This is a genomic window from Massilia sp. Root335, from assembly GCF_001425685.1.
In the GTDB taxonomy this organism is placed as follows: domain Bacteria; phylum Pseudomonadota; class Gammaproteobacteria; order Burkholderiales; family Burkholderiaceae_D; genus Telluria; species Telluria luteola.
The window spans coordinates 7,502-32,140 of sequence record NZ_LMCY01000013.1 but is presented as its reverse complement, the minus strand read 5'-3'; the positions used below and the strand labels follow the sequence as shown (position 1 = coordinate 32,140).

The window sequence follows — 24,639 nt, the reverse complement described above, 5'->3', positions numbered from 1 at the left end:
GCGCTATCATGTTGCCTTAACGCAGTATTGCTTGTAGGAAGCAAAGATTGCGTCAAGCTATTGAAAAGGAAGCATGATGAAGGGCATGACCAAGCAGACACCGAGTGGCATTTCGTATGCCGGCAAGGTTGTGCTGGTAACCGGAGGCGCCAGCGGCATCGGCCGCGCGACGGCGCTGGCATTCGGGCGCGCGGGCGCCTGCGTCGTCATCGCCGACACGTCGGTCGACGGCGGCCACATGACCGCGGCCCTGATCGTCGAAGCGGGCGGCAAGGCGCTGTTTGTTAAAGCCAATGTCACGGTCCCGGCGGACGTCGAGGCCCTGATCGACAAGGCGGTCGGCCATTACGGCCGCATCGACTGCGCCGTCAACGGCGCCGCCGTCGAGGAAGAATACCTGCCGCTGGCCGAGGGCGACGACGACCAGTTCGACCGCATCATGAGCGTCAACGTCAAGGGCGTCTGGCTGTGCATGAAGAGCCAGCTGCGCCAGATGCTGAAGCAGGAAGGCGGCGGCGTGATCGTCAACATCGCCGATGCCGGCGGCCTCGTCGCGGCACCGCACCGCGCGATCTACTCGGCGTCCAAGCACGCCGTCGTCGGCCTGACCAAGAGCGCGGCCGTGGAATATGCCAAGGACAGTATCCGCATCAACAGCATCTGCCCGGGCGCAGTCAAGACGCCGATGCTGGCGCGCATGCTCGAGCGCGAGCCGGGGCGTGACAAGAAGCTGAAGTCGGCGCACCCGATGGGCCGTATCGCCGATCCGGCCGAGATCGCCAATGCGGCGCTGTGGTTGTGCTCGGAGCAGGCGTCGTTCGTGACCGGCCACCAGCTCGCGATCGATGGCGGCCTGACGGCAATCTGAGCGCCTACCCGCGGCCGTTGCGCGGCGGGGTCTTCCGGCGCGCGGCGCGCTGCTGCTTTGCCTGGGTATCGACGCGCGCCTGGCGCGCCTTGTACAACGCGACGGCATCCTCGCGCGCACGCGTGAGCGTCCGCATCGCCGGATGATCGTCATGCGGCGAAAAATACTCGGCGGACTGCGCGTCGACGACGAGCTTGATGGCGGTGGCGTCGTCCAGGTCGTAGAGTTCGGTCAGCAGCGTGGTGACTTCGTCCAGGTAGGCTTCGTAGGTCAGTTCGGTCATGGTGGTTCTTTGAATGGGTTGTATCAGCCGGCGCTCAGCTCGGCCACGAAGTCGTACATGTCGCCGCGGAAGTACGAGCGGCAGAATTCCACCGCCTGCCCGTCCGGCAAAAAGCCCAGCCGCTCCACGCACAGGCCCGCATCGCCTTCCTTCGATTGCAGCAGCTTCGCCTGTTCGGCGTTCAGCAGCAGGGCGGACAGGCGCTGCAGGGCGCGCACGGGGCGCTTGCCGTTCGCTTCCAGCGCTTCGTACATCGAGACGTCCACCGCGTCCAGCGAGGGCAGGGCGGAGGCCGCGATCGTCGCGTATTCCAGGCACATCGGCATATCGTCGGCGTAGCGGATGCGGTTGAAGCGGTAGACGGCGGCGCCCGGCGACAGGCGCAGGCGCAGCGCTTCCTCCGGCGTCACCGTCCCCGCCGAACGCTTGAGCCACACGCTGCGCGGCGTGCGTCCGCGCGAGCGCATGTCTTCCGAAAACGACGTCAGCTTGGCGAAATTCTTTTCGATGCGCGTGTTGATGAAATTGCCCGAACCCGCGCGGCGCACGAGCAGGCCTTCCTCGACGAGGCCGTCGATGGCCTTGCGCACGGTGATGCGCGAGATGTCCAGTTCGGCGGCGAGCTGGCGCTCGGCCGGCAGGGCTTCCGCCGGGCCGTAGACGCCGCGGTCGATCGCGTCGCGCAGGGCGCGCTGCAATTGCTGGTAGAGCGGCAGGTTGCTGGTGGCGGAGAGCTGGTGCATCAACTGCGCGAGGTGGGACATGCGGGAAGGTCGACAGGACGGACGAAGCCTCGATGATACCAAAAAAAGACCGCCTGCCGGCCTCCTACTTGGGCCGCGGATTGGCCAGCTTGCGGTCAGGCTGCAGCAGCTTGCCCGAGCGCACGGCCGTGACGCCGGCGGACACGGCGCGCGCCACGTTGCGCACCTCTTCCTGGAAGGCCGTGTCCCGGTCCAGCGTGTCATGGCTGTCCGCATACGATTCGTAATACCCGACGTAGCGGTCGAGCTGGGCCACGGGGCCCGCGTCGATCAGGCCCATCCAGTCGAGCCAGTCGGAGAGCGAGCGCCGCGTGCCTTCGATGCCGGCCACGTCGCCATGCACGGCGACGCCGTAGACGCGGCCGGCCAGGTGTTTCGGATAGGACCAGTCTGTCTCGAGGGCCTTGGCTTTTTCCGCATCCTTGCCGTGGGTGGACGTCGGGTCGGGATTGCCGCCGTCCGCGCACACGAGGCGGTCGATCATCAGCTTCAGTATCGACGGCGACTGATACCAGTAGACGGGCGTGACGATGATGATCCCGTGCGCCTGGACCCAGCGCTCGTAGATCTCGTTCATCCAGTCGTTCTCCTGGTTCAGCGAATGATTCGGATAGCAGCTGCAGGGCCAGTGGCACAGCGGCATGGCCGTCGACACGCAGGCCTTGCACGGATGGATGTGGCGGTCGTAGTCGGAGATGATGCGCGACAGGTCGAGCAGGTCGGTCTCCACGCCTTCCGCCGCGAGCGTCTCCTCGCACAGCTTCGCGAGGCGCCACGTCTTCGAGACCTCGCCCGGGCAGCTGCCGTCGTTGCGGGCCGCGCCGTTGATCAGCAGGATGCGGCTCGGCGTCGCCGGGTCCTTCTGGCGCGCCTCGGCCGCGCGCAGGCGGTCGTGCGTTTCTTTCCATTCGACCGACAGGTCGTAGTCGGGGTCGGCGAAACCGGGGCCCGCCTTGACGGTGACGGGCGCCTTGTGCGAGCCGATGTAGTTCTGCCACGCGACTTCCTCGACGGCAGCCAGTTCCCGCGCCACGGCCTGGTAGGCGGGGTCGTAGAAGTCGCGCGCGAAGACGAGGTGGAATTCGTTGCGGTTCAGCTTCGCGGGCGCCTGTCCCTTGCGTACGGTGCTCATGGCCGGCCTTTCGGAAAGTGGTGCGGCGATTATCCGCCGCCGGGCCGGCTGTGCCCGTACGCTGATTCACACAGACGAAAAAAAGCGGCGCGAACGTGAGTCCGCGCCGCCTCGTCCACGGGGCTGGCCCCGCCGGGAATTACTTGGCTGCCGCCGCGCCGCTCGGATGGTTCAGCAGCAGGATCCAGTACTTGGCGGTGTCCGCCAGGCCGCCGCCGGCTTTCACTTCCTGGAAGGTGGCGATGGCCTTGTCTTTCTGGCCGGCTTTCGCATAGGCCATGCCCAGGCGCAGCTTCGCTTCGTCCGGCGACTTCAGGCCGCCCTTGGCGATACCCTGCTGGATGAAGCCGATGCCCTTGTCGTACTGGTCCATCGTCGCGTAGGCCCAGCCCAGGTTGACGAGGCCAGCACCGGTCTTGGCCTTGTTGGCGCCCGCTTCGCCCGCCGCGATGTTCTTGGCGTCGCTCGCGGCTTCCTTGGTGGCGCGGTCGCGCAGCTGGCGGTCCTTGGCGGCGCCGCTGCCCGTACCCAGCACGCCGGCCGCGAAGCCGGCGTCGACGACTTTCTTCGCCTCGGTCGGGAAGCCGTCCTTCAGGGCCAGCTCGGCCAGTTCCGTATAGGCGTCGCCCGACATCTGCTTGACGGCCGCGAATTCCAGGCGCAGCACGTCCGGGATGCTGGTGTCGGCGAAGCCCGGCTTGCGCACGATGCCGCGGTGGATCAGGTCGGTCCAGTAATCGTCGTTCGGATAGTAGGCGACCAGTTTTTCCAGGCCGCGCAGGTAGGCCGCGTCATCCTTGACCTTGTTCGCGGCGGACGCGTACAGGCGCAGGTCTTCCACCGTCGGCGTCTTGCCGGCCTGTTCCGCGGCCTGCAGCACCGGCTCCTGCGCCTTCAGCGCCGACGCGTAGTCGCCGCTCAGGTAGTAGGCGCGGATCAGCGCCGAGTTGATCTGGTCCGACGCCTTGCCGGACGCCTGGATCTGCTTGTACAGCTCGATCGCCTTCGGGTAGTTCTTGGCGTTGTAGTAGTAGGTCGCCAGCGCCTGAATGAAGTTCGGCTTGTCCGCCTCCGACAGCTTGCCCGAGGCCAGGATCGCTTCCAGCGCGTCCATCGCCATCTTGTCGTTGCCGGTCGACGTACCGAGCGACAGCTTCATGCGGTTCAGCACATAGGTTTCGTACGGGGTCTTGTCGGGGAACGCTTCCGCTTGCGTGATGCGGTTCTGCACCTCGGTGTAGTTCTTCGCGTCCATCAGCGGCTTGATCTGGGCCGGGTCGAGCAGCTTGTACAGTTCCGGGCGGACCGTGTCCGGCTTCGGCTGGGCAGCCGGCGCGTTCTTGTCCTGCGCCGACGCGTTGTGCGTCAGGGCCGGCGCGGCATTCAGGCCGAGGGCGCCCAGCAGCAGGGCGAGGCGGGCAAAACGGAATTGGGACATTGAAAAATCCTCTCTTACTCTTTAATGACGATAAGGTTGCACCGCTGGTTGCTCTGCATACATACGCCGACGGTGCCTGGTGCCGAACTCGGACAAAGCGTGCATTCTCCCACAAACTGCTGATGGGTGTGACAATTGTGCCCGAGCCGTGCGGGTGCGCGCGGCCTCGTTACAATGCGTTACCCCGCACCGTCAAAAGCCCGGCACGGGGCAGTGGCCGGGCGCTTCGGCGGCGCCGGCCAGCCACGCCTGCACGGCGTCCAGCGCGGGCGGCGCGAAGCCGTACGTCAGCAGCGCGGGCGCCGCGAAGTCGAGCGCCTGGTACGGATTCCACAGCGCGAGATGCAGGTCCGGCGCCCACGTGGCGCGGGCGTGCGGGCCGTAGCGGCGGCGCGAGGTCGACGCGAGGATCGTGAAGCGTCCGTCGTCCGGCAGGGCGTTCCAGTCGAAGGCTTCGGCGTCCGCGAACGTCACGAGGTCGACGTCGAACAGCTCTTGCAGCATCGCCGCGATGGCGCCGGCCGGCACGCCCGCTTCCGACACGCCGTCGCTGACGACGTCCTGGCGCGCCACCAGGCGCACCCTGGCCTGCGGCACGGGCCTGTGCGGATTGCCGCGCGCCGTCAGTGCCCGGCGCCAGGCTTGCGCCATCAGCGCGCGGTCCGCGTCCTCCGTGGCGTAAGGCACGGCCGCTGCCGGATGCGCGTGCGCGAGGCCGTCCAGGCGGGCCAGCCGCGCGTGCACCTCGTTCAGCGGCAGGCGGCCGTCCGCGATGGCGGCGGCGATGGCGGCTATGGTCTCTTCCTGCGTGGCGCGGCTGCCGATTGCCATCACCATGTCGGCGCCGGCTACCAGCGCGTTCACGGCGGCCTCGCCGGCGCCGTAGCGGTGCGCGATCGCATGCATGTCCATGCCGTCCGTGATGATCACGCCTTCATAACCCCATTGCGCGCGCAGCAGGTCGTGCAGGATCGCGCGCGACATCGTGGCCGGATGGTCCGCGTCGAGGGCGGGGTAGACGATGTGCGCCGTCATCACGGCGGGTGCGTGCGGTGCCGCCGTGCGGAACGGCGCGAATTCGAAGCGCTCCAGTTCCGCCAAGGGTTTGTTCACCGTGGGCAGGTCGCGGTGCGAGTCGACGTGCGTGTCGCCGTGGCCGGGGAAGTGCTTGACGCAGCAGGCCACGCCTTCGCTCTCGCTTCCGGCCATCCACGCGAGCGCCAGCCTGGTCGCCTGCGCCGGATCGGCGCCGAACGAGCGCTCGGCGATGACCGGGTTCTGCGGATTGTTGTTCAGGTCCAGCACGGGCGCGAAGTTCCAGTTGAAGCCGAGCGCGCGGATCGCCCGCGCCACGGCCGCGCCCACGTCGCGCGCGAGGGCCGCGTCGCCGGCGGCGCCCAGCGCCATCGCGGACGGCGGCGGCGGCACCCACAGCGCGCGCACGACGGCGCCGCCTTCCTGGTCGAGCGCGATCAGCGCTTCCTCGCCCATCGCGTCTTTAAGGTCGTCGGTGAAGCGTGTCAGTTGGGCGGCATCGACCATGTTCTGGCGGAACAGGCACGCGCCGCGGATGCGGTTGGCGCGGATGAAGTCGGCCGTATCGGCATCGAGTGCCGTGCCGAACAGCCGGATCATGATCAGCCGGCCGGCCAGTCGGCGCAAATCGTTCGTGTGCATCGGTGTGTCAGCGTGTCGGTGGGTCAGTGCGTCTTCGTGACTTTGTTCAGGTGGCGCGGCTTGTCCGGATCGAGCCCGCGCGCCTTCGCCAGGTGCGCCGCCATCACGTAGAACGCGTTGATCGCGACGATCGGGTCGAGGTCCGGGCAGCTCGCGACGGGCAGGTCGAGGTCGCGCGACGGCACGTCCGTCGGCGCGGCGAGCAGCACGCGCGCGCCGCGGCCGCGCATCTCGTCGGCAAGCGCGACGAGGCCCGCCTGCGTGGGGCCGCGCGTGGCGAAGATCAGCAGCGGATAGCCGTCGTCGATCAATGCCATCGGGCCGTGCTTGATCTCGGCGCCGGAGAACGCCTCGGCCTGCAGCGCGGACGTCTCCTTGAATTTCAGCGCCGCTTCCAGCGCGATGGGGAAGCTGATGCCGCGGCCCACGACCATGATGTTGCGCGCCGGGGCCAGCACGCCCAGCGCGGCCGACCAGTCGGTGTGCGCGGCCTGGCGCAACGCGTCCGGCAGCGCGGCGAGGCCGGCTTTCAGTTCGTCGTCCTGCTGCCACTCGGCCACGAGGCGCGCGCCGGCCGTCAGGCTCGTGATGAAGCTCTTCGTCGCGGCGACGCTGTGCTCCTTCCCGGCGCGCAGCGGCAGCGCCCATTCGGCTTCGTGCGCGAGCGGCGAATCGATGTCGTTCACGAGCGCCACCGTCGTCGCGCCGCCGGCGCGGAAGTAGCGCATCGGTTCCACCACGTCCGGGCTCTGGCCGGACTGCGAGATCGACACCGCGAGCGTGCCGGCCGCCTGCAGCGGCGCCTTGTACAGGGTGAGGAGCGACATCGGCAGCGACGTCACCAGGCGGCCCATGCGCGCCATGATCAGGTAGGCGAGGTAGCCCGACGCATGGTCCGAACTGCCGCGCGCCACCGTCACCGCGTTGTGGAAGGGCGCGCTGCGCAGGTGATGGCCCAGGGCCGCGTAGCGCTCGGCGTCGTTCGACAACTGCAGGGCGACGCAGTCGGCCGCGGATACGGCTTCTTCAAGCATCAGCGAGGTCACGGGGCTCTCCTTCGATATAAACGGTTTTCAGGTTCAGGTTGCGGTCGAGGACGACCAGGTCGGCGAAGCAGCCCGGCGCGATGCGGCCGCGGCGCGTCTCGCCCAGGTAGTCGGCGGCGTTGGTCGACACGCGGCGGGCGGCGTCGGCGAGATCGAGGCCGATGGATACCAGGTTGCGCAGCGCCTGGTCCATCGTGAGCGTGCTGCCGGCCAGCGTGCCGTCCGCGAGGCGCACGCCGCCCATGCATTTGTGGACGACCTGGCGGCCCAGCATGTACTGGCCGTCCGGCATGCCGGCGGCGGCCGTGGAATCCGTCACGCAGTAGAGGTGCGGGATGCAGCGCAGCGCGGTCTTGATGGCGCCGGGGTGCACGTGCAGCAGGTCGGGAATGATCTCGGCGTACTGCGCATGCGCGAGCGCCGCGCCGACCATGCCGGGGTCGCGGTGGTGCAGGCCCGGCATCGCGTTGAACAGGTGGGTGAAGCCGGCCGCGCCGTGTTCCAGCGCGCGCACGCCGTCGTCGTAGTTGCCGTTCGTGTGGCCGATCTGGACGCGGATGCCGGCGTCGGCCATCTGGCGCACGAGGGCCAGGTGGCCGTCGACTTCGGGCGCCACGGTGATGAGGCGCAGCGGCGCCTGCGCGTTGAAACGCTCGACCTCCGCCATGCTTGCTTCGCGTGCGAACGGCGGTTGCGCCCCCAGTTTGCCGGAGTTGATGTACGGCCCCTCCAGGTGCACGCCGAGGATGCGGGCCTCGCCCTTGCCGCGCTGTTCGCACGCGCCGCCGATCGCGGCGAGCGCGCGGTCGATGTCGTCCAGCGGCGCGGTCATCGTCGTGGCCAGCAGGCTCGTCGTGCCGTGCCGGGCGTGCAGGCGCGCGATCACGTGCGGGGCGTCGCCGCCTTCCATCATGTCGCGCCCGGCGCCGCCGTGCACGTGCAGGTCGATGAAGCCGGGGAGGATATAGTCGTCCGGATTGGATGCCGGATCGGCCGCCTCGCCGTCGATGGCGGCGATCGTCGCGGCGCCGTCCCCGATGTGGAGGCGGCCGCGGATCCAGCCGTCCGGGGTCAGGATATTGCCTTGCATGGGGAATCCTTTCATGCCGCGATGTGCAGCTCGATCAGGCGCAGTGCGCCGCGTGCCGAATCGCCGGCGGGCGCGCTCGCGCGGGCCGCGAGCGCGGGCGGGAGCCAGTCGCGCAGGGCGCTACCCAAGCCGCCGCACAGCGCGAGCGGCAGCGTGCCGTCGGGGTCGAGCGCGCGGGCGATGGCGGCCGCTTCGTCGCCGGCCTTCGTCAGGATGGCGCGCGCGGCCGGATCGTCGGCATGCCTGAGCACCAGCGGTGCCAGACTCGCATACGTCGTCTGCGTGGCCTTGCCGAGCCAGACCTGGATGGCGGCGCGGTTGCCGCCGCAGGCTTCGATCACGTCGGCGGCGAAGCTGCTCGCTGGACGGCGTCCGTCCAATACCTGTTCGATGTGGTTGACGGCGGCGAGGCCGATCCAGCCGCCGCTCGCTTCGTCGCCGGCGGGGAAGCCCCAGCCGCCCACTTCGCGCCGCGTGCCGTCGGGCAGCAGGACTTCGCCGACGCTGCCCGTGCCGATGGCGACGATGGCGCCGGGCCGGCCGCCGTGCGCGCCCATGAGCGTCGTGAACGCGTCCGTTTCGAGGACGAGCGCGGCGTAGCCGGGGTCAAACGCTTCGAATTCCTGCGCCCACTGGCGATTGTGCACGCCGGCCAGGCCGAGGCCGATGGCCATGCGGTCCGGGGGCGGCGGCGCGATGCCGGCCGCGGCGAACGCCCGGGCGACGGCTTCCTGGACGGCCGCCCAGGCGCGGGCGATGCCCAGGCCCAGGCCGGACGGGCCGCTGGCGCCCTGGGCCAGTTCGGCGGCGCCGCCGGGCGCGCGCCGTGCGATGCGCACGCGGGTGCCGGTGCCGCCGCCGTCGACGCCGATGAGATAGTCGATCATAGTGAATGCTGTGCCGGGAAAGTCAGGGCACTATAGGCAGCACTGATAGGCTTGTCAACAGGTATTTAATTGGTATTGTCGCGTTGCCCGGGCGGCGGCGAACTGGTCTCGTTTTTGCTGATTGGAGAGCCAGAAAAATGCGTTGAATTGGTATTCAATGCGGTATTGTCGTCCTCATCGCCGCGCAGCCACTCGAACAGGATCGCCATCATGAACGGCCCGGCGAACAGGCCGATGACGCCGAGCGTCGACACGCCGCCGAGGAGGCCGAACAGCACGGCGAGGAAGGGCAGGTTGACGCGCCGGCCGATGAGTTTGGGGCGGATGAATTTGTCGACCATGAACAGCTCGAACGCGCCCCAGCAGAACAGCCCGAGCGCGGCGCCGGAATGGCCCTGGCCCAGCAGCAGCAGCGCGACGAGCGAGAACGACAGCGGCGCGCCGCCCGGCACGAGCGCAAGATAGCCCGTGAAGACGGCCAGCAGCGCCGGCGCCGGCGCGCCCGCGATGGCGTAGGCGGCGCCCAGCACGCAGCCTTCGAGGATGGCGACCGAGACGAGGCCCAGTGCCGTGCCGCGCACGGACAGCGGGAACACGCGGCGCAGCATCGGATACTGGCGCGGCAGCGCGCGCATGCCGGCGGTGTCGACGTGGCGGATGGCGGCGGGCCCGTGCAGGTACAGCACGAACAGGGTGAGCAGGGCGAGGAACAGGTACAGCGCGTTGGCGAGGATCGTCGAGCCCCAGATGCGCGCGGCGCCCGTCAGGTGCGGGGCGAAGTCGCCGGCCGCGCTGCCGACGAGGCGATTCAGGCCGCCGGGCAAGGCCAGATGTTCGTTCCACCACTGGGTGGCGTGTTCGGCGACGAGAGGCAGCCGCGCGAGCCACGCGGGCACCGGCACGCCGGTCTCGTTGAGGCGCGTGAGCAGGCGCTGCACGCCGGCCAGTTCGCCGCCGAGCGTATCGAGCAGCAGCAGCGACGGGCCCACGAAACCGAGGATGAGCAGGCCGACGAGGATTGCCGCGCTGGCGGCCGGCGGCCAGCCGCGCGCCTGCAGGCGCACGTGCGCGGGCCAGGTGATGACGGCGAGCAGGCCGGCCCAGGCCAGCGCGCCGAGGAAGTGCTGCAGGAGGACGGCAAGCGCCAGCGCGAACAGCGCCGGCGCCACGAGCGTGCTGGTGCGGCGGTCCGTCATGCGTGCCGCAAGGCCGCGATGCGGTCCTCGCACGAGGGGTGGCTGCTGAACAGGGCCAGCACGCCGCCGCCGGCGATGCCCGATGCCGCCAGGTTCTTCGGCAGGTCGGCGTGATCGATGCCGCCGAGGCGTTGCAGCGCGGCGATCATCGGGCGCGGCGTGCCCATGATCTGCGCGGCGCCGCGGTCGGCGCGGTATTCGCGCTTGCGCGAGAACCACGCGACGATGATGCTGGCCACGAGGCCGAACAGCAGGTCGCACACGACCGACGTGATCGTGAACGCGAGGCCGGGGCCGCGCTCCTCGCCGTCGCGGCGCAGGAACTGGTCGACGGCATACGCGACGACGCGCGCCAGGAAGATCACGAACGTGTTCACGACGCCCTGGATCAGGGTGAGCGTCACCATGTCGCCGTTCGCGACGTGCGCCACTTCGTGCGCCAGCACGGCTTCCACTTCATCGTGCGTCATCGAGGTCAGCAGGCCCGTCGACACGGCGACGAGCGACGCGTTCTTCGTCGCGCCGGTGGCGAACGCGTTCGGCGCGCCCTCGTAGATGGCCACTTCCGGCGTCGGGATGCCGGCCTTGCGGGCCTGGTCCGCGACCGTGTCGACGAGCCAGCGCTCGGTCGCGTTGGCAGGTTGCTCGATCACGCGCGCACCCGTGGTCCATTTTGCGATCGGCTTGGACAGCCACAGCGAGATGAAGGCGCCGCCGAAGCCCATCAGGCCGGCGAAGACGAGCAGGGCGCCGAGGTTCAGGCCCTTGGCCGTCAGGTAGCGGTCGACGCCGAGCAGGCTCGCCGTGATGCCCAGCACGAGCATGATGGCGAGGTTGGTGGCAAGGAAAAGCAGGATTCGTTTCATGGTCGTATCTCTCATCGGTAACAAGAATCATGGCCTCGAAGGCCGTTGTCAAGGCGAAGGATAGGGCAATGACGAATCTTGAAAAAGCGAAGTATCTGGAAGGATTTCTTCGAAAAAATATGATTCTACAGGTTGCGCACGCCGCCCGTCACTGCGCGGCCCGCACCAGCGGCAGTTCGACGTAGCTGCTGTGGTAGATGCGCTGGGTGGCCTTCTTGTAGTCGCCCGGCCGGGCAAAGAAGATATTCGGCACGAACGTCTGCGGATTGCGGTCGTACAGCGGGAACCAGCTCGACTGCACCTGCACCATGATGCGGTGGCCGGGCAGGAACACGTGGTTCGCCGTCGGCAGGGCAAAGCGGTAAGGCAGCGCCTTGTTCGGCGCCAGCGCCTTCGGGGTGGCGAAGCTGTCGCGGTAGCGGCCGCGGAAGATGTCGCCGGCGATCATCAGCTGGTAGCCGCCCATTGCCGGTTGCGCGCCCACCTGGTCAGGGTACACGTCGATCAGCTTGACGACCCAGTCCGAATCGGTGCCGCTCGTCGAGGCGACGAGGTGGGCGACGGGCTCGCCGCTGATCTTGACGGGCGCCGCCAGCACGTCGGACACGAACGTCGCCACGTCGGTGCGGCCGGACGCTTCGCGCTGGTCGTCGACGAGCCAGCGCGGCCACGTCTGGCCCTTCGTCTCGTCGTAGCCGTATGGCGGAATGGGGCGCTGGCGGAACGGCACGGGCTTCGCAGGATCGGACACGTATTCGTCATAGCCTTGCGCGTCGGCGGGGCCGCCGAGGACGGCTTTCTGGCCCGCCGCGAGGCGCAGCACGGCCGGTTCGATGGCGCAGCCGGCGTTGCAGCCGCTGGGCCACGCGGCGAGGTTGCGCCACTTGTTCGTGCCCGTCTCGAACGCCGTCACCGTGGGGATCGCGGGGACGGTGGTGTCGCCTTTCAGGTAGCGCGCGAGGAACGGTTTCAACACCTGCTGGCGCCAGTACAGCGCCGTGTCGCTGCCGAACTTCAGCGTGCCGAGCGTGCTGCCGTCGCCGATGGCGCCGCCGTGCGACCACGGGCCCAGCGACAGGAACACCTTGTTCTCCGTATCGTGCGGCTTGATCGCCTTCCACACGGCGATGGCGGCGTAGATGTCTTCCGCGTCCCACAGGCTGTGCACGAGCAGGGTCGGCACCGTGACGGGTTGGCGGGCGAGGATTCGGTCCATCGCCTGCTGCTGCCAGAAGTCGTCATACGATGGATGCGCGACGAGCTTGTTCCAGAAGCCGCTCTGTTCCAGGCCCCGTTCGCGTCCCAGGCTGCCGGCCGAACCGGCGCGCATGTACATGTCGTAGTCGTCGTAGTTCGTGACGGGCCACTTGGCGGTGTTGGCGCGCGTGACGACCTGCTCGAGGATGTACGACATATTGATCTGCCGGAAGGCGCCGTTGTGGAACCAGTCGTCGCCCATCCAGCCGTCCACCATCGGGTTCATCGGCACCGCGACCTTCAGCGCCGGGTGCGGATTCACGAGCGCCATCAGCGGCAGGAAGCCGTCGTAGGAAATGCCGATGATGCCCACGCGGCCGTTGGTCTCCGGGACGTTCTTGGTCAGCCACTCGATGGTGTCCCACGTGTCCGTCGAGTGGTCGACGGGCGTCGGGTTCAGCGGCCCGTGCAGCGGGCGGTTCATCACGTAGTCGCCTTCCGAGCCGTACTTGCCGCGCACGTCCTGCACGACGCGGATATAGCCTTCTTCCGCGATGACGTCGGCCGCGTTGTCGTAGCCGGTCAGGATCGTCTCCAGGTCCGAACTCTCCGCATGGTTCACGAGGCTGGCCGCGTCGTACGGCGTGCGCGTCAGCAGGATCGGCGCGTTCCGCACGCCCTTGGGCACGACGATGATGGTGTTCAGCTTCGTGCCGTCGCGCATCGGGATCATCACCGTGCGCTTGACGTAATTGAAGCCGGCGTTCGGCGGCGTGAATTCGGCCGGGGTCTCGGAGGGCAGGGCGGGATATTGCGGGGCCGACTGGGCGTGGGCCAGTCCGGCGAGCGCCAGGGCGCCGAGCAGCGATGACAGGCGGAGCGCGGGGCGGACTGGGATAGGCGTCATCGGGATCCTTGGCGTGTCGTAGGCGGCGCCGCTACATTAGCACAAGGATCGCGCCTTCAGCCGTGGGCGCTGCGCGGCGCGGGATGCGGATCGGCGCGCCGGACTTCGCGCAGCGCGGCCTCGAACAGCACCACGCGGCGCGCGCGCGGCAGCGCCTCCCACCACGCGAGCGGGAAGGCCAGGCGCCGGTCGGCCATGCGCACGAAGGCGTCGAAGCCGGGCTGCGTGTCGGCCAGCACGACGGCGTCCTCGAGGTGCGCGGCGCGCACTTCGATGCGCATGCCGTTCGCGTCCGCATGGGCCAGCACGCGGCTGACGTCGTCCCACGGCACGACGATGCCCGGCGTGGCGAAACGGTCCTGGAAGACGCACACGGCGGGTCCGGACGCCGGCGCGAGGCAGCGTTTCAGGCGGGCGAACACGGACAGCATGATGCGGCGCCTTGCGTTACCGGGACGTGTGCGAACCGCTGCGGTCGACCAGCAGCAACTGGCCGCGTCCGACGGTCTTCGCGTTGGCGCGGGCGCTGCCGCCGGCGGTGTCGACGACGTTGACGCTGGCGCTGCCCGGCCCGTGCACGGCGATGTCCGCATGGCCCGCCGTCAGGCCGTGGCCATCCAGGCTGCCCGATCCCGACAGCTGCGCATCGACCTGCGCCACGTTGCCGTCGATGCGGACGTCGCCCGGACCGTTCATGCGCAGCAGCAGGCGCCTGGCGGACAGGTTCGCCGCGAGGCCGCCGGAGCCGCTCAGTTCCGCGTCGAGCGTGTCGCCCACGTTCGCCAGCGTGACGCCGCCCGGACCGCGCCCGCGCACCGTCGCCTTGCCCGCCTTGAGGCCGCCGGCGTCGAGGTCGCCCGAGCCGCCGATGTCGACGTTCAGGTCGCCCACCGTGCCGGCCAGCGCGGCGTTGCCCGGTCCGTTCATGCGCAACTGCGCCGTCGTCGCCTGCAGGCCGCGCACGGCCAGTTCGCCGGAACCGTCCACTTCGCCGTCGAACTTGCGCACGGTGCCCGCGATGCAGGCATTGCCCGGTCCCCGCTGCACGCTGTGCGCGCCGCCGTCGATCCGCAGGTCGCACCCTTCGAAGTCGCCCGAGCCGGACATCTCGAGGTCCAGTTCGCGGCTCGTGCCGGACAGCTTGACGTCGCCCGGACCGCGCATGCGCGCCGTGACCTTGCTGGTGCGCAGGCCGTCCGCCTGCAGGTCGCCCGAGCCGCCCTGTTGCACGGCGAGGGTGCTGGCCACGTCCGCCAGCTGCACGTCGCCGGGACCGTTCATCGCGAGGTCGACGTCGGCCGCTTTCAGGCGGCGCAGGTCCAGGTCGCCGCTGCCGCTGCTCGTCACGGCCAGCTGGCGCACGGCGCCGCTCGCGTGCACGTCGCCGGGGCCGTTGCCGGCCAGGGTGAAGCGATCGCCGGCAATGCGGTCGATGTCGACGTCGCCGCTGCCGGCCACCGTCAGGCGTTTCAGTGCGCTGGCGCCGATGTGCACGGTGACCGTCTCGCGGCGCTTGCCGAAACTGAAGAAGAAGCCGTTGCGCTGCACCGGCCGCACGACGAGGGTATCGCCGCGCACGACGGTCTCGACCTCGGCCAGCTGCTTGCGCTCGCCCGTCAGCGCCAGCGCCGGCTTCGCCTGCGCGTCGATCACCACGTGGTACGGGCCCGCCAGCTCGATCGCGGAAAACGCCGTCACCGCACGCTGTTCGGTGGCGGCGCCGGCGCCCGCGTCCTGCGGCTGGGCGAACGAGGCGGGCGTCGTGGCGATGGCGGCGGCCGCGAGCGCGGCGGCGAGGGCGGTGAGCTTGAGGGCGTTTTTCATGATGTGTCGTTGTCGTGTGGCGGTGCCGGGAGATTGCACCATACGGCATGCGGCACCCCGGCGCAGCCGCCTTTCGACGAATGCGCGAAAACGCGGGACAGGCTGCGCAAAACAGGGGGCGGACGGCGGCCCGCCCGGCCGTGGAAAACATGACAGTCTGTCCACGCAACGCGGCCGCGGCACCGTCTGAATGTGGCTCAAGCGCAACGACCGCGCCTGCCCGGTCATGATCAGCAGCCCATCCCGACGCACGGCTGCCGCACGGCCGTGGCCGGAACGGGGGGCGAATGTCATAATGGGCGGCACGTCAAGGAGACCATCGTGATTCGCTACATGGGCACTCGCAAGAATGCGGAAGGTGCCGCCGTTTATGTTTTCATCGTCAACGGCCTGGAAAAGGAAGTGCGCGAGCATGCGCTCAAACAGCATCCGGGCTGTTACGAAGCCCTGCCGGCCTCGGTGAAGGCGAAGATCGCCGCCAACCGCGCATGGCTGTCCAAGCTGTGACTTCGCTGCGCCGGCGGGCGGCCCCGCTCGCACTGGCGCTGACGCTCGCCGGGACGGCGCACGCGCAAACGCAGGACAAGCAGCCGTCCACGTTCGCCCCCGTCATCGGCGCGGCGCTGCTGTGCCACGACCATCTCGACAACGCGTATTTCTATTCCTGGCTCAAGACCCATTTCGGCCCGGCCTACAAGCACGAGGGCGGCGCATACTGGTTCCGCACGGGCGAGACGACGCTGTGGGGCGCGCCCGTCACCGAGGTCATGGTCAGCGACGACACGAGCGAATGGGTGTTCCTGGGCGCCGTCGCCGAGGTGGCGCCGGACGAGCTGGAGCAGGACGTCCGCAAGGCGGCCGGCGTGCGCCATGTGGCGGCCGATGCGTCGCCTTACCCTTTGCGCGTATCCGTCCCCGGCAGTACGATCGCTTACTACAATGCCAAAAGCAAAATATACTGCGCGAAGTTCAAACCGCTGCCGCCGCGCCGGTAAGCCTTTGCTATGGGTATGTACACAAATTACTTTCATCTGAAGCAGGCGCCGTTCTCGATCGCGCCCGATCCGCGTTACCTGTTCATGAGCGAGCGCCACCGCGAGGCGCTCGCGCACCTGCTGTACGGGATAGGCAGCGGCGGCGGCTTCGTGCTGCTCACGGGCGAGATCGGCGCCGGCAAGACGACCGTCTGCCGCTGCTTCATCGAACAGGTGCCGGACGACTGCCGCCTGGCCTATATCTTCAATCCGAAGCTGACGGTCGAAGAGCTGCTGCAGACGATCTGCGACGAATTCCGCATCGGGGTCGCGCCCGCGGCCGGGGTGAAAGCCTATGTCGACGCGATCAACGCCTACCTGCTGGAAAGCCACGCGCGCGGCCACAACAACGTGCTCGTGATCGACGAGGCGCAGAACCTGTCGGCCCAGGTGCTCGAGCAGTTGCGGCTGCTGACGAACCTCGAGACGAGCGAGCGCAAGCTCCTGCAGATCATCCTGATCGGCCAGCCGGAATTGCGCGCGATGCTGGCGCGGCCGGAACTGGAGCAACTGGCCCAGCGCGTCATCGCCCGCTATCACCTGGGGCCCCTGTCGGCCTCCGACACGGGCGCGTATGTCGCGCACCGGCTGGCCGTCGCGGGCGTGCAGGGCGCGGCGCCCGTTCCCGCCGCGCTGGTGCCGCAGATCCACCGCCTGACGGACGGCGTGCCGCGCCGCATCAACCTGCTGTGCGACCGCGCGCTGCTCGGCGCGTACGTCGAGAACAGCCGCGAGGTGACGCCGAAGATCCTGCGCCGCGCCGCGCGCGAAGTGTTCGCCGGCGAGGGCGCGGCCGCCGCGCCGCGCAAGCCGATGCGCTGGCCGCTCGTCGCCGGCGGCGTGCTGGCCGGTGCGGCGATCAGCGCGGCGGCCTGGCAGGCCGTCCCGCACAATCCGGCGCCGGCGCCTGCCGCCGCACCCATGCCCGCGCGGGCACGGGGCGGCGAGCCGGCCAGGCCGCTGGCGCTGTCCACGCAGAACGATGCGCTGCGCGAACTGGGGGCATTGTGGGGCCAGCAACTGCCGGCCGGCGCGCCGTGCGACGGCGCCCCGCGCCTCGGCCTGCGCTGCTACCAGGGCCGCGGCGGGCTGTACGAACTGCGCCTGCTCGACCGGCCGGCCATCATCGCCCTGCACGACGGCGCCAAGGTCGGCTACGCCGTGCTGACCGGCATGGACGACGGCAGCGCCACCCTCACCATCGACGGCCAGCCCCATTCGGTGAGCCTGGGCGCGCTGGCAACCCGCGTCGACGGCGAGTACACGACGTTGTGGAAAGTGCCGCGCGGTTTCCGCGACCAGGTGGGGCCGGGCGACCGCGGCCCGGACGTCGACTGGATCGCCACCCGCCTGGCGGAACTGGACGGCAAGCACGCGGCGCCGCCCGCCGGGCAGGTCCTGGACGAGCCGTCGCTGCGCCTGCTGCGCGCGTTCCAGGTCAAGCAGAACCTGAAGGCGGACGGCCTGGCCGGTCCGCGCACCTATATGCGCCTGAACCAGCTGTCCGGCGTCGACGAGCCGCATCTGCTGGTAGCCACGGGAAAATGATATGTCGTACATCCTCGAAGCGTTGAAGAAGGCCCAGGCCGAACGCCAGCTCGGCAGCGCGCCGACGATCCACGCGCCGCAGGTCGTGCCCGCGGCGCCGGCCGGCGCGGCGGCCAGCCGCAAGCCCTTGCTCGTGGGCCTGGCCGGCGGCGCCCTCGTCGTGGCGGCCGGCGCGCTGTTCGTGTGGCCGCGCGCGCAGGCGCCCGTGCCCGCGCCTATGCGCGCGCCCGCGCCGCTAGCCGTGGCGGCGCCGCAAACCGTGACCGCGCCGCAATCGGTGGCGGCGCATGCGCCGGCGCCTGCGGCCGGTGCGCCGGATACGCTGGCCGTCACTGCGCCGCCCGCGCCCACGCCCGTGCGCGAGCCGGCGCCCGCATCCGCATACACATCCGTGCGCGAACCTGCATCAGCCCCCGTTCCCGCGCCGGCACCCGCGCGCGCGCGCGAATCCGAACGCGAACCGGCGATCGCGGCCGCCCATCCGGCGTCGCCGCGCCCGGCCCCGACGGCGCCAGCCGCCCCGCTGCCTGCGCCGGCCGCCGTGGCCGCGGCCGCACGCGCGGCCGCACCCGCCGCCTCCACCGCCAGGCCGGCGCCGGAAGAGAGCCTGCCGTTCCTGCAGCAGTTGCCGGAGGCCCGGCAGCGCGACATCCCGCGCGTAGCGTTCGGCGGCTACATGTATTCGTCGAATCCGGCCGACCGCCTGCTGATCGTCGACAAGGCCCTGCGCCACGAGGGCGAGGAGGTCGCACCCGGCCTCGTGCTGGAAAAACTGCTGCCCAGGGCGGCCGTCATGAATTACCGGGGAACCCGCTACCGTGTCCCGTATTGAGCCCGACCGCGGGCCCGTGATGGCCATCATCGGCTGGTCCGGCAGCGGCAAGACGACGCTGCTGGAATACGTCGTGGGCCGGCTGGCGGCGGCGGGACTGCGCGTCAACGTCATCAAGCACAGCCACCACGACGTCACGCTGGAGCCGCCGCACAAGGACAGCGCCCGCGTGCGCGCGGCCGGCGCGGCGGAGGTGATGATCGCGTCGCCGTACCGCGTGGCCATCATGCGCGAACTGCGCGGCGCGGCCGAACCGTCGCTGGCCGAGCACCTGGCGCGTCTTGCGCCGGCCGACCTGACGCTGGTGGAAGGCTATAAATGGGAAGCGCTGCCCAAGCTGGAGGTGTACCGGCCCGAAGTCGGCAAGCCGCCGATGTTCCCGGACGACCCGCACATCGTGGCCGTCGCGTCCAGCAGCGCCCGGCCGGACGGGCTGGCGCCGCACGTGGCGTGGCTCGATTTGCTCGACCCTGACGCCGTCCTGACCTGGATCAGGAATTTCAATCGGCTACCGGCCTAAAGTCCGCGCGCGTGCTGCCGTTAATATCAGATGAGCGGCAGTGCGGGCGAACCCGCGGCCGGTCGACCCGTCGAGAACACCCACCAGGAGCGCATCATGGACGCCGTAGGTATCGCCAAGCTTGCCACCAGCATCGCCGACACCGGCACCCGCCAGGACGTCGCCATCGCCGTGCTCAAGAAGTCGCAGGACATCCAGGCCGCGGCGGCCACCCAGATGCTGGAAGCCGTGCAGTCGGCCGCCCCGGCGCCGAACCTGCCGCCGCACCTGGGCAACCATATCAACACCACCGCCTGAACCGGCACATTCACCCGGGTACGTCAACGGGATCGCCGCCCGCCGCGTTATCGGCCCAGTACCCGGCGCGACGGGGGCGGCCACACAACATACATCCGCTCAGCCGCCACCAACGGGCTGCGCAGCCAGGACCGGCGTCCGGCGCGCAGCCGATAACGGCCGCCCCGGCCGGCGTACACTTCCCCTCGTCACGCCCGGCCGCGATAGAATGCTTGCCGCGGTGCATGTACGTACCGGTATTTGGAGACCCCTCATGAACAAACGACAAGCCCTGATCGCCGCTGCGCTCGCGAGCGTCTGCGCCGCCCAGGCATCGGCCGCCGGCCAGATGGACACGCAATCCGGCAACCAGGAAAAATGCTACGGCATCACCAAGGCCGGCCAGAACGACTGCGGCACCGCCACCCACGGCTGCGCCGGCCAGGCGACGGCCGACAAGGACCCGGGCGATTGGAAATACGTCCCCAAGGGCACCTGCGAAAAGGCGGGCGGCAAGCGCAATCCGCCCAAGCAGGGCAAATAAGCACGCGACCCGTGACAGGCGCCGGCATCGGCTTGCGCGCGCCGCACTACCGCGCCTTCCTCGACCGGAAGCCGGACGTCGGCTGGGTCGAAGTCCACACGGAAAATTTCCTCGCGCGCGCCGGCCGCGACTGGCAGGTCCTGCGCGACGTGCGGCGCGACTATCCGGTCAGCCTGCACGGCGTCGGCCTCGGCCTCGGGTCCGTGCACGGCTTTTCCGACGACCACCTGGCCCGCGTCGCCGCGCTCGTGCGGGCGCTCGAACCGGTCCTCGTGTCGGAACACCTCAGCTGGGGCGCCCTGCGCGACCGCCAGCTGAACGACCTGCTGCCCCTGCAGCTCGACGCCGCCGCCCTCGACCTCGTCGCCGCGCGCGTCCAGCGCGTGCAGGAACTGCTCAAGCGGCGCATCCTCGTCGAAAACGTCTCCACTTATGTCCGCTTCGCGGGCGACGCGATGAGCGAGGCGGCATTCCTCGCCGAACTCGCGCGCCGCACGGGCTGCGGCGTGCTGCTGGACGTGAACAATCTGTACGTCAATGAGGTCAACCACGGCGAGGACCCGCATGCCGCCATCGCGGCGCTGCCGATCGCCAGCGTGGGCGAGATCCACCTGGGCGGTCACCTCGTGACCAGCGATGGCCTCATCGACCACCACGGCGCCCGCGTCGCGCCGCCCGTGTGGGACCTGTACCGCGCGGCGCTGGCGCGCTTCGGCGCCGTGCCCACGCTGGTCGAGTGGGACACCGACCTGCCCGCGCTCGACGTGCTGCTGGACGAGGCGGCGCAGGCGGGCCGCATCGCGGCCGCGGCAAGGCCAGCCGTCTTCGTTCCCGGCGTCACCGCTGCTACCTCCGCCGCCGACCCCTCCGTCTTCGCTCGCGCCGCCAGCCCTGCCGCCTTCGTTTTCGCCGCTGCGGCCGCGCCGGGCACGAAAGCGGCCGCGACCGTAAGCCTCGACGCCGTCCAGCAAGCCTTCGGCGCCGCGCTGTTCGACGGCACGCGCGAGGCCGCGCTGGCGCCGCTGCTCAAGGGCGATCCGCGCCGCGTCGGCATCTATCGCGGCAATCTGGGCGCGCACTGGAGCCGCGCCTTGTCGTCCGCCTATCCGGTACTGCGCCGGCTCGTCGGCGACGAATTCTTCGACGCGCTGGCGCGCGTCTACGGCCGCGCGCATCCCGCGCACGACCCGGACCTGAACCGCTTCGGCGCCGCGCTGCCGGATTTCCTCGCCGGCTTCGCGCCGGCCGCCGATTATCCGTATCTGCCCGACGTCGCGCGCCTCGAGTGGGCCGTGCACGAGGCCTGGTTCGCCGCGGACGCGGACGGTCCTCCCGCGCCGCTGGCCGGCGTTTCACCCGATGTCTTCGAGGCCGCGCGCGCGGTGCTGCACCCGTCGCTGCGCCTGCATGCGTCGCCCTGGGCCACGGTGGCGTTGTGGCGGGCGCACCAGGACGGCGGCCCGGCATTCCCGGACGTGCTGAGCGTGGACACGCGGGCGCTGGTATGGCGTCCCCGCGGCGACGTCATCGCGGACGCCATCGGCGCGCCGGACTACGCGGCGCTGGCCTGCCTCGCGCGCGGCGGCACGTTCGGCATGGCGCTCGACGCGGCCTTCGATCTGGACGGGGATTTCGACGTGGCCGCGCACTTGCGGCGCTGGCTGGATGGACAGATCGTGACGGCGATCGTGACAGGCGGGGACGGAGACAGCGGGGACGGAGACAGCGGGGACGGAGACAGCGGGGAGGGGTGATGCGGCGGCAAGGGCGGCGCCTTCGAGGCGGCGCCGCGCTGTTCAGTGGTAGAAGGCGCGCAGGATGCGTGCTTCGCCGGTGTTGTCGTGGTGCAGTTCGCTCGCCGCACGCGTCGCTTCCATCATCCGGTTCAGCTGTTCCTCCTCGAAGCGGGCCAGTTCCTCGTTGGCTGCATTGAGCGCCACTGCCAGCTTGGCACGGGCGTTCTGGTACACGACACCGGTGTAGTGATCGGTATTCTTGAGCAATTCTTCCGCGTTTTCGATGACGAGACGCAGGTCGCCGATCAAGCGCTGCTGCGTCATGGAGCTTGGTTCTGGGGTTTCCATCTTCCTCACCTTTAGCCGAATGTTACGACTTCAATATAGAGAAGGGGGACTGCCCAAGTTTGTCAGCGCGCAAACGTCAACCCCTACCGTCGGGGACGGCTCGCCCGGTGCGACCCGCGGGTGCGCACGGCGCGCCTGGACGCGATCAGCGCACGGTGATGCGGACGTCGCCCAGCGTCACCACCTGGCCCGAGCGGATCTTGGCCGTCTTGCGCAGTTCCTTCTTGCCGTCGACCGACACGTCGCCGCTCGCCACCACGTGCTTGCCGGCGCCGCCGCTGTCCACCACGCCGACCAGCTTCAGCAGTTGGTTCAGCTCGATGAACTCCGATGTCAATTCAAAAGTTGTCGTTTGCATTCTATCCTCGGTCAAAAATCAATGTCGTACTGTTGTGTTCGTTTAGACAACACAGTGCCTAAAATACGTCGCTCCTGCTTAAAACACGTCGCCCCGCTTAAAACACGTCGTCCCCGCGAAGGCGGGGACCCAAGTCATGCGCCGCGGCGGTGCATGCAATATTGGATCCCCGCGTGCGCGAGGACGACGGCAGATCGCCGGCGACGGCTTATGCCGGGCTCGGCCGCGTCATCTCGATCGGCACGATCCACTGGTCGAACTGCGCCTCGTCGACGAAGCCCGAGCGCAGTGCCGCCTGGCGCAGCGTGAGCCCGTCGTGCTGGGCGGTCTTGGCGATCTGGGCGGCGCGATCATACCCGATATGCGGGGCCAGCGCGGTCACCAGCATCAGCGACTGCTCCATCAGCTCGCCGATCCGCTTGCGGTTCGGTTCGATGCCCTGGGCGCAGTGCTCGTCGAACGACCGCATGCCGTCGGCCAGCAGGCGCGCGCTCTGCAGGAAGTTGTGGGCGATCATCGGCTTGAACACGTTCAGCTCGAAGTTGCCCTGGGACCCGCCGACGGTGAGCGCGACGTCGTTGCCGAACACCTGGCAACACAGCATCGTCAGCGCCTCGCACTGCGTGGGGTTCACCTTGCCCGGCATGATGGAGCTGCCCGGCTCGTTTTCCGGAATCGTGATCTCGCCCAGGCCCGAACGAGGGCCGGACGCCATCCAGCGCACATCGTTGGCGATCTTCATGAGCGCCGTGGCCAGCGTCTTGAAGGCGCCGTGCGCCAGCACCATCGCGTCGTGGCCGGCCAGCGCCATGAACTTGTTCGGCGCCGACTTGAATTGCAGGCCGGTACGCGACGAGATCTCGGCCGCGATGCGGTTGGCGAATTCCGGATGCGCGTTCAGGCCCGTGCCGACCGCCGTGCCGCCGGCGGCCAGCAGCAGCAGGCCGGGGAGGGCGTTCTTGATCGCGTGCTCGGAAAATTCCAGCTGCGCCACATAGCCGGAGAATTCCTGGCCGAGCGTGAGCGGCGTCGCGTCCTGCAGGTGGGTGCGGCCGATCTTGACGATGTCGACGAAGTCGCGCGCCTTCACTTCCAGCGTGCCGCGCAACCTGGCCAGCGCCGGCAGCACGTTCTTGGCGACGGCCTGCGCGGCCGCCACGTGCATCGCGGTGGGGAACATGTCGTTCGACGACTGCCCCATGTTGACGTGGTCGTTCGGGTGCAGCAGGCGCGCTTCGCCGCGCTCGCCGCCCAGCAGTTCCGAGGCGCGGTTGGCCAGCACCTCGTTCATGTTCATATTGCTCTGCGTGCCGGAGCCGGTCTGCCAGACGGACAGCGGGAATTCGGACGGATGGCGGCCATCCAGCACCTCGTCGGCGGCGCGGATGATGGCGTCGGCCTTGTCCTGCGGGAGCTTGCCGAGCGAGCGGTTGACGGCCGCGGCCGCGCGTTTCACCTGCGCCAGGGCGGCGACCAGCTCGGGCGGCATCGTTTCGCTCGAGATGTGGAAATGGTGCAGCGAGCGCTGGGTCTGCGCGCCCCACAGGCGATCGTTCGGTACGTCGATCGGGCCAAAGCTGTCCTTTTCAGTCCGGTTTTCCATGGAGGGATCCTGTTGGTTTGACAATGGATTAAAGAGTGTACCGCAACGACCGTTAACAACGCTGAAGCCCTTAATTTTCCACGCCATGGCCCGCCGTTCCCGCCTTTTCCTCGCCAGCCTCGCCCTTGCCGCGTTCGTGCCTGCCCATGCGGCCGAGCTGGGCGATCCGCGCGTGGTCTCCCATATCGGGCAACCCCTCGTGGCCGACGTCGAACTGACGATGCTCGAGGATGCCGCCACGCCCGTGCGCGTGCGCGTGGCCAGTCCGGAGGTCTACGACGGTGCCGGCATCGCCGTGCCGCCCGTGCTGTCCAGCCTGAACCTGTCCGTGATGCGGCGCGACGGCCGCCAATTCCTGCACGTGACGTCGCTGCGTCCCGTCGACGCGGACCACGTGCACCTGTACCTGGAACTCGTCGACAAGGGCGACCGCGCCGTGCGCCTGGCCACGCTGTGGCTGACGCCCGATCCGAATCCCGCGCCTGCGCCTGCGCGGGTGGCTGGCCCGGTCGTCGTTCCCGAGCCTGCGGCTGTGCCCGGGCGCAAGGCCGGTCCGGTCGCCGTTTCCGGCCCCGCTGCGGCGCCCGTGCCCGCGCGCAAGGTCGCTGTTCCCGCGTCCGCGCCGCCGCCGCTGTCGGATGCCGTCCTGCTCGCCCAGGTGGAGC

General features: G+C 69.4%; 26 protein-coding genes. 10 read left to right on the top strand and 16 right to left on the bottom strand.

Going from position 1 to position 24,639, the window contains the following annotated elements:
* The first annotated feature begins 85 nt into the window (after positions 1 to 85).
* Complete coding sequence (locus tag ASC93_RS09980; RefSeq protein WP_056440693.1) at positions 86 to 868, top strand: SDR family oxidoreductase; 783 nt, start codon at positions 86 to 88, stop codon at positions 866 to 868.
* A gap of 4 nt (positions 869 to 872) precedes the next feature.
* On the opposite strand, the gene ASC93_RS09975 is transcribed toward ASC93_RS09980, so the two are convergent.
* From ASC93_RS09975 to ASC93_RS09915, 13 genes are all read right to left on the bottom strand, one after another.
* Positions 873 to 1,151 (bottom strand): hypothetical protein, encoded by a 279-nt coding sequence (locus ASC93_RS09975; protein ID WP_307188982.1) that lies wholly within the window; start codon positions 1,149 to 1,151, stop codon positions 873 to 875.
* A gap of 23 nt (positions 1,152 to 1,174) precedes the next feature.
* A complete protein-coding gene (locus tag ASC93_RS09970) occupies positions 1,175 to 1,915 on the bottom strand; it encodes a GntR family transcriptional regulator (protein WP_056440630.1) in 741 nt (246 codons plus the stop codon).
* Between the two features lie 64 nt (positions 1,916 to 1,979).
* Complete coding sequence (locus tag ASC93_RS09965; protein ID WP_056440628.1) at positions 1,980 to 3,047, bottom strand: flavodoxin family protein; 1,068 nt, start codon at positions 3,045 to 3,047, stop codon at positions 1,980 to 1,982.
* Between the two features lie 139 nt (positions 3,048 to 3,186).
* Positions 3,187 to 4,485 (bottom strand): tetratricopeptide repeat protein, encoded by a 1,299-nt coding sequence (locus ASC93_RS09960; protein ID WP_056440626.1) that lies wholly within the window; start codon positions 4,483 to 4,485, stop codon positions 3,187 to 3,189.
* Between the two features lie 192 nt (positions 4,486 to 4,677).
* Positions 4,678 to 6,162, bottom strand: a complete 1,485-nt coding sequence (locus ASC93_RS09955; protein WP_056440624.1) for a glycoside hydrolase family 3 N-terminal domain-containing protein — start codon at positions 6,160 to 6,162, stop codon at positions 4,678 to 4,680.
* A gap of 23 nt (positions 6,163 to 6,185) precedes the next feature.
* Entirely contained in the window at positions 6,186 to 7,196 is a 1,011-nt protein-coding gene (locus ASC93_RS09950) for an SIS domain-containing protein (RefSeq protein WP_200958298.1), read from the bottom strand.
* Entirely contained in the window at positions 7,189 to 8,298 is a 1,110-nt protein-coding gene (nagA, locus tag ASC93_RS09945) for an N-acetylglucosamine-6-phosphate deacetylase (RefSeq protein WP_157201835.1), read from the bottom strand. The genes ASC93_RS09950 and nagA overlap by 8 nt, the downstream gene beginning before the upstream one ends.
* An 11-nt stretch (positions 8,299 to 8,309) precedes the next feature.
* Complete coding sequence (locus tag ASC93_RS09940) at positions 8,310 to 9,185, bottom strand: BadF/BadG/BcrA/BcrD ATPase family protein (protein WP_056440620.1); 876 nt, start codon at positions 9,183 to 9,185, stop codon at positions 8,310 to 8,312.
* 65 nt (positions 9,186 to 9,250) lie between these two features.
* The gene (locus ASC93_RS09935) at positions 9,251 to 10,381 is read right to left on the bottom strand and encodes an AI-2E family transporter (protein WP_082547906.1); all 1,131 of its coding nucleotides are present in this window, start codon (positions 10,379 to 10,381) and stop codon (positions 9,251 to 9,253) included.
* Entirely contained in the window at positions 10,378 to 11,247 is an 870-nt protein-coding gene (htpX, locus tag ASC93_RS09930; RefSeq protein ID WP_056440617.1) for a protease HtpX, read from the bottom strand. The genes ASC93_RS09935 and htpX overlap by 4 nt, the downstream gene beginning before the upstream one ends.
* Before the next feature lie 148 nt (positions 11,248 to 11,395).
* A complete protein-coding gene (locus ASC93_RS09925; protein ID WP_056440615.1) occupies positions 11,396 to 13,351 on the bottom strand; it encodes a CocE/NonD family hydrolase in 1,956 nt (651 codons plus the stop codon).
* Between the two features lie 56 nt (positions 13,352 to 13,407).
* Complete coding sequence (locus tag ASC93_RS09920) at positions 13,408 to 13,782, bottom strand: hypothetical protein (RefSeq protein WP_056440613.1); 375 nt, start codon at positions 13,780 to 13,782, stop codon at positions 13,408 to 13,410.
* Positions 13,783 to 13,798: 16 nt separating this feature from the next.
* On the bottom strand, positions 13,799 to 15,175 hold the full coding sequence (locus ASC93_RS09915) for a DUF2807 domain-containing protein (RefSeq protein WP_056440611.1): 1,377 nt from the start codon (positions 15,173 to 15,175) through the stop codon (positions 13,799 to 13,801).
* A 321-nt stretch (positions 15,176 to 15,496) separates the two neighbouring features.
* Here ASC93_RS09915 and ASC93_RS09910 point away from each other — a divergent pair, with 321 nt between their 5' ends.
* From ASC93_RS09910 to ASC93_RS09875, 8 genes are all read left to right on the top strand, one after another.
* The gene (locus ASC93_RS09910) at positions 15,497 to 15,682 is read left to right on the top strand and encodes a hypothetical protein (RefSeq protein WP_056440609.1); all 186 of its coding nucleotides are present in this window, start codon (positions 15,497 to 15,499) and stop codon (positions 15,680 to 15,682) included.
* On the top strand, positions 15,664 to 16,170 hold the full coding sequence (locus ASC93_RS09905) for a hypothetical protein (RefSeq protein ID WP_056440606.1): 507 nt from the start codon (positions 15,664 to 15,666) through the stop codon (positions 16,168 to 16,170). The genes ASC93_RS09910 and ASC93_RS09905 overlap by 19 nt, the downstream gene beginning before the upstream one ends.
* Positions 16,171 to 16,185: 15 nt before the next feature.
* Positions 16,186 to 17,757, top strand: a complete 1,572-nt coding sequence (locus tag ASC93_RS09900) for an ExeA family protein (protein ID WP_056440604.1) — start codon at positions 16,186 to 16,188, stop codon at positions 17,755 to 17,757.
* A 1-nt stretch (position 17,758) separates the two neighbouring features.
* Positions 17,759 to 18,589: a general secretion pathway protein GspB gene (locus ASC93_RS09895; RefSeq protein ID WP_056440602.1), complete on the top strand. Its 831-nt coding sequence runs from the start codon at positions 17,759 to 17,761 to the stop codon at positions 18,587 to 18,589.
* Positions 18,590 to 18,608: 19 nt separating this feature from the next.
* Complete coding sequence (mobB, locus tag ASC93_RS09890) at positions 18,609 to 19,109, top strand: molybdopterin-guanine dinucleotide biosynthesis protein B (protein WP_056440601.1); 501 nt, start codon at positions 18,609 to 18,611, stop codon at positions 19,107 to 19,109.
* Between the two features lie 96 nt (positions 19,110 to 19,205).
* Entirely contained in the window at positions 19,206 to 19,406 is a 201-nt protein-coding gene (locus ASC93_RS09885; protein ID WP_056440600.1) for a YjfB family protein, read from the top strand.
* Between the two features lie 253 nt (positions 19,407 to 19,659).
* The gene (locus ASC93_RS30595) at positions 19,660 to 19,929 is read left to right on the top strand and encodes a DUF2282 domain-containing protein (protein ID WP_056440598.1); all 270 of its coding nucleotides are present in this window, start codon (positions 19,660 to 19,662) and stop codon (positions 19,927 to 19,929) included.
* Between the two features lie 11 nt (positions 19,930 to 19,940).
* Positions 19,941 to 21,683, top strand: coding sequence for a DUF692 family multinuclear iron-containing protein (locus ASC93_RS09875; protein WP_229412667.1), 1,743 nt, complete (start codon positions 19,941 to 19,943; stop codon positions 21,681 to 21,683).
* Positions 21,684 to 21,725: 42 nt separating this feature from the next.
* Here ASC93_RS09875 and ASC93_RS09870 read toward each other — a convergent pair whose 3' ends face one another.
* The 3 genes from ASC93_RS09870 to fumC form a co-directional block, all read right to left on the bottom strand.
* The gene (locus ASC93_RS09870) at positions 21,726 to 22,013 is read right to left on the bottom strand and encodes a DUF883 domain-containing protein (RefSeq protein WP_056440596.1); all 288 of its coding nucleotides are present in this window, start codon (positions 22,011 to 22,013) and stop codon (positions 21,726 to 21,728) included.
* Positions 22,014 to 22,158: 145 nt separating this feature from the next.
* Positions 22,159 to 22,371, bottom strand: a complete 213-nt coding sequence (locus ASC93_RS09865; RefSeq protein WP_056440594.1) for an RNA-binding S4 domain-containing protein — start codon at positions 22,369 to 22,371, stop codon at positions 22,159 to 22,161.
* Positions 22,372 to 22,579: 208 nt separating this feature from the next.
* Positions 22,580 to 23,974, bottom strand: a complete 1,395-nt coding sequence (fumC, locus tag ASC93_RS09860; RefSeq protein WP_056440592.1) for a class II fumarate hydratase — start codon at positions 23,972 to 23,974, stop codon at positions 22,580 to 22,582.
* A gap of 85 nt (positions 23,975 to 24,059) precedes the next feature.
* Between fumC and ASC93_RS09855 the strand changes: the two genes are divergently transcribed.
* A partial coding sequence (locus ASC93_RS09855; RefSeq protein ID WP_368854509.1) for a FimV family protein occupies positions 24,060 to 24,639 on the top strand: 580 nt, incomplete at its 3' end.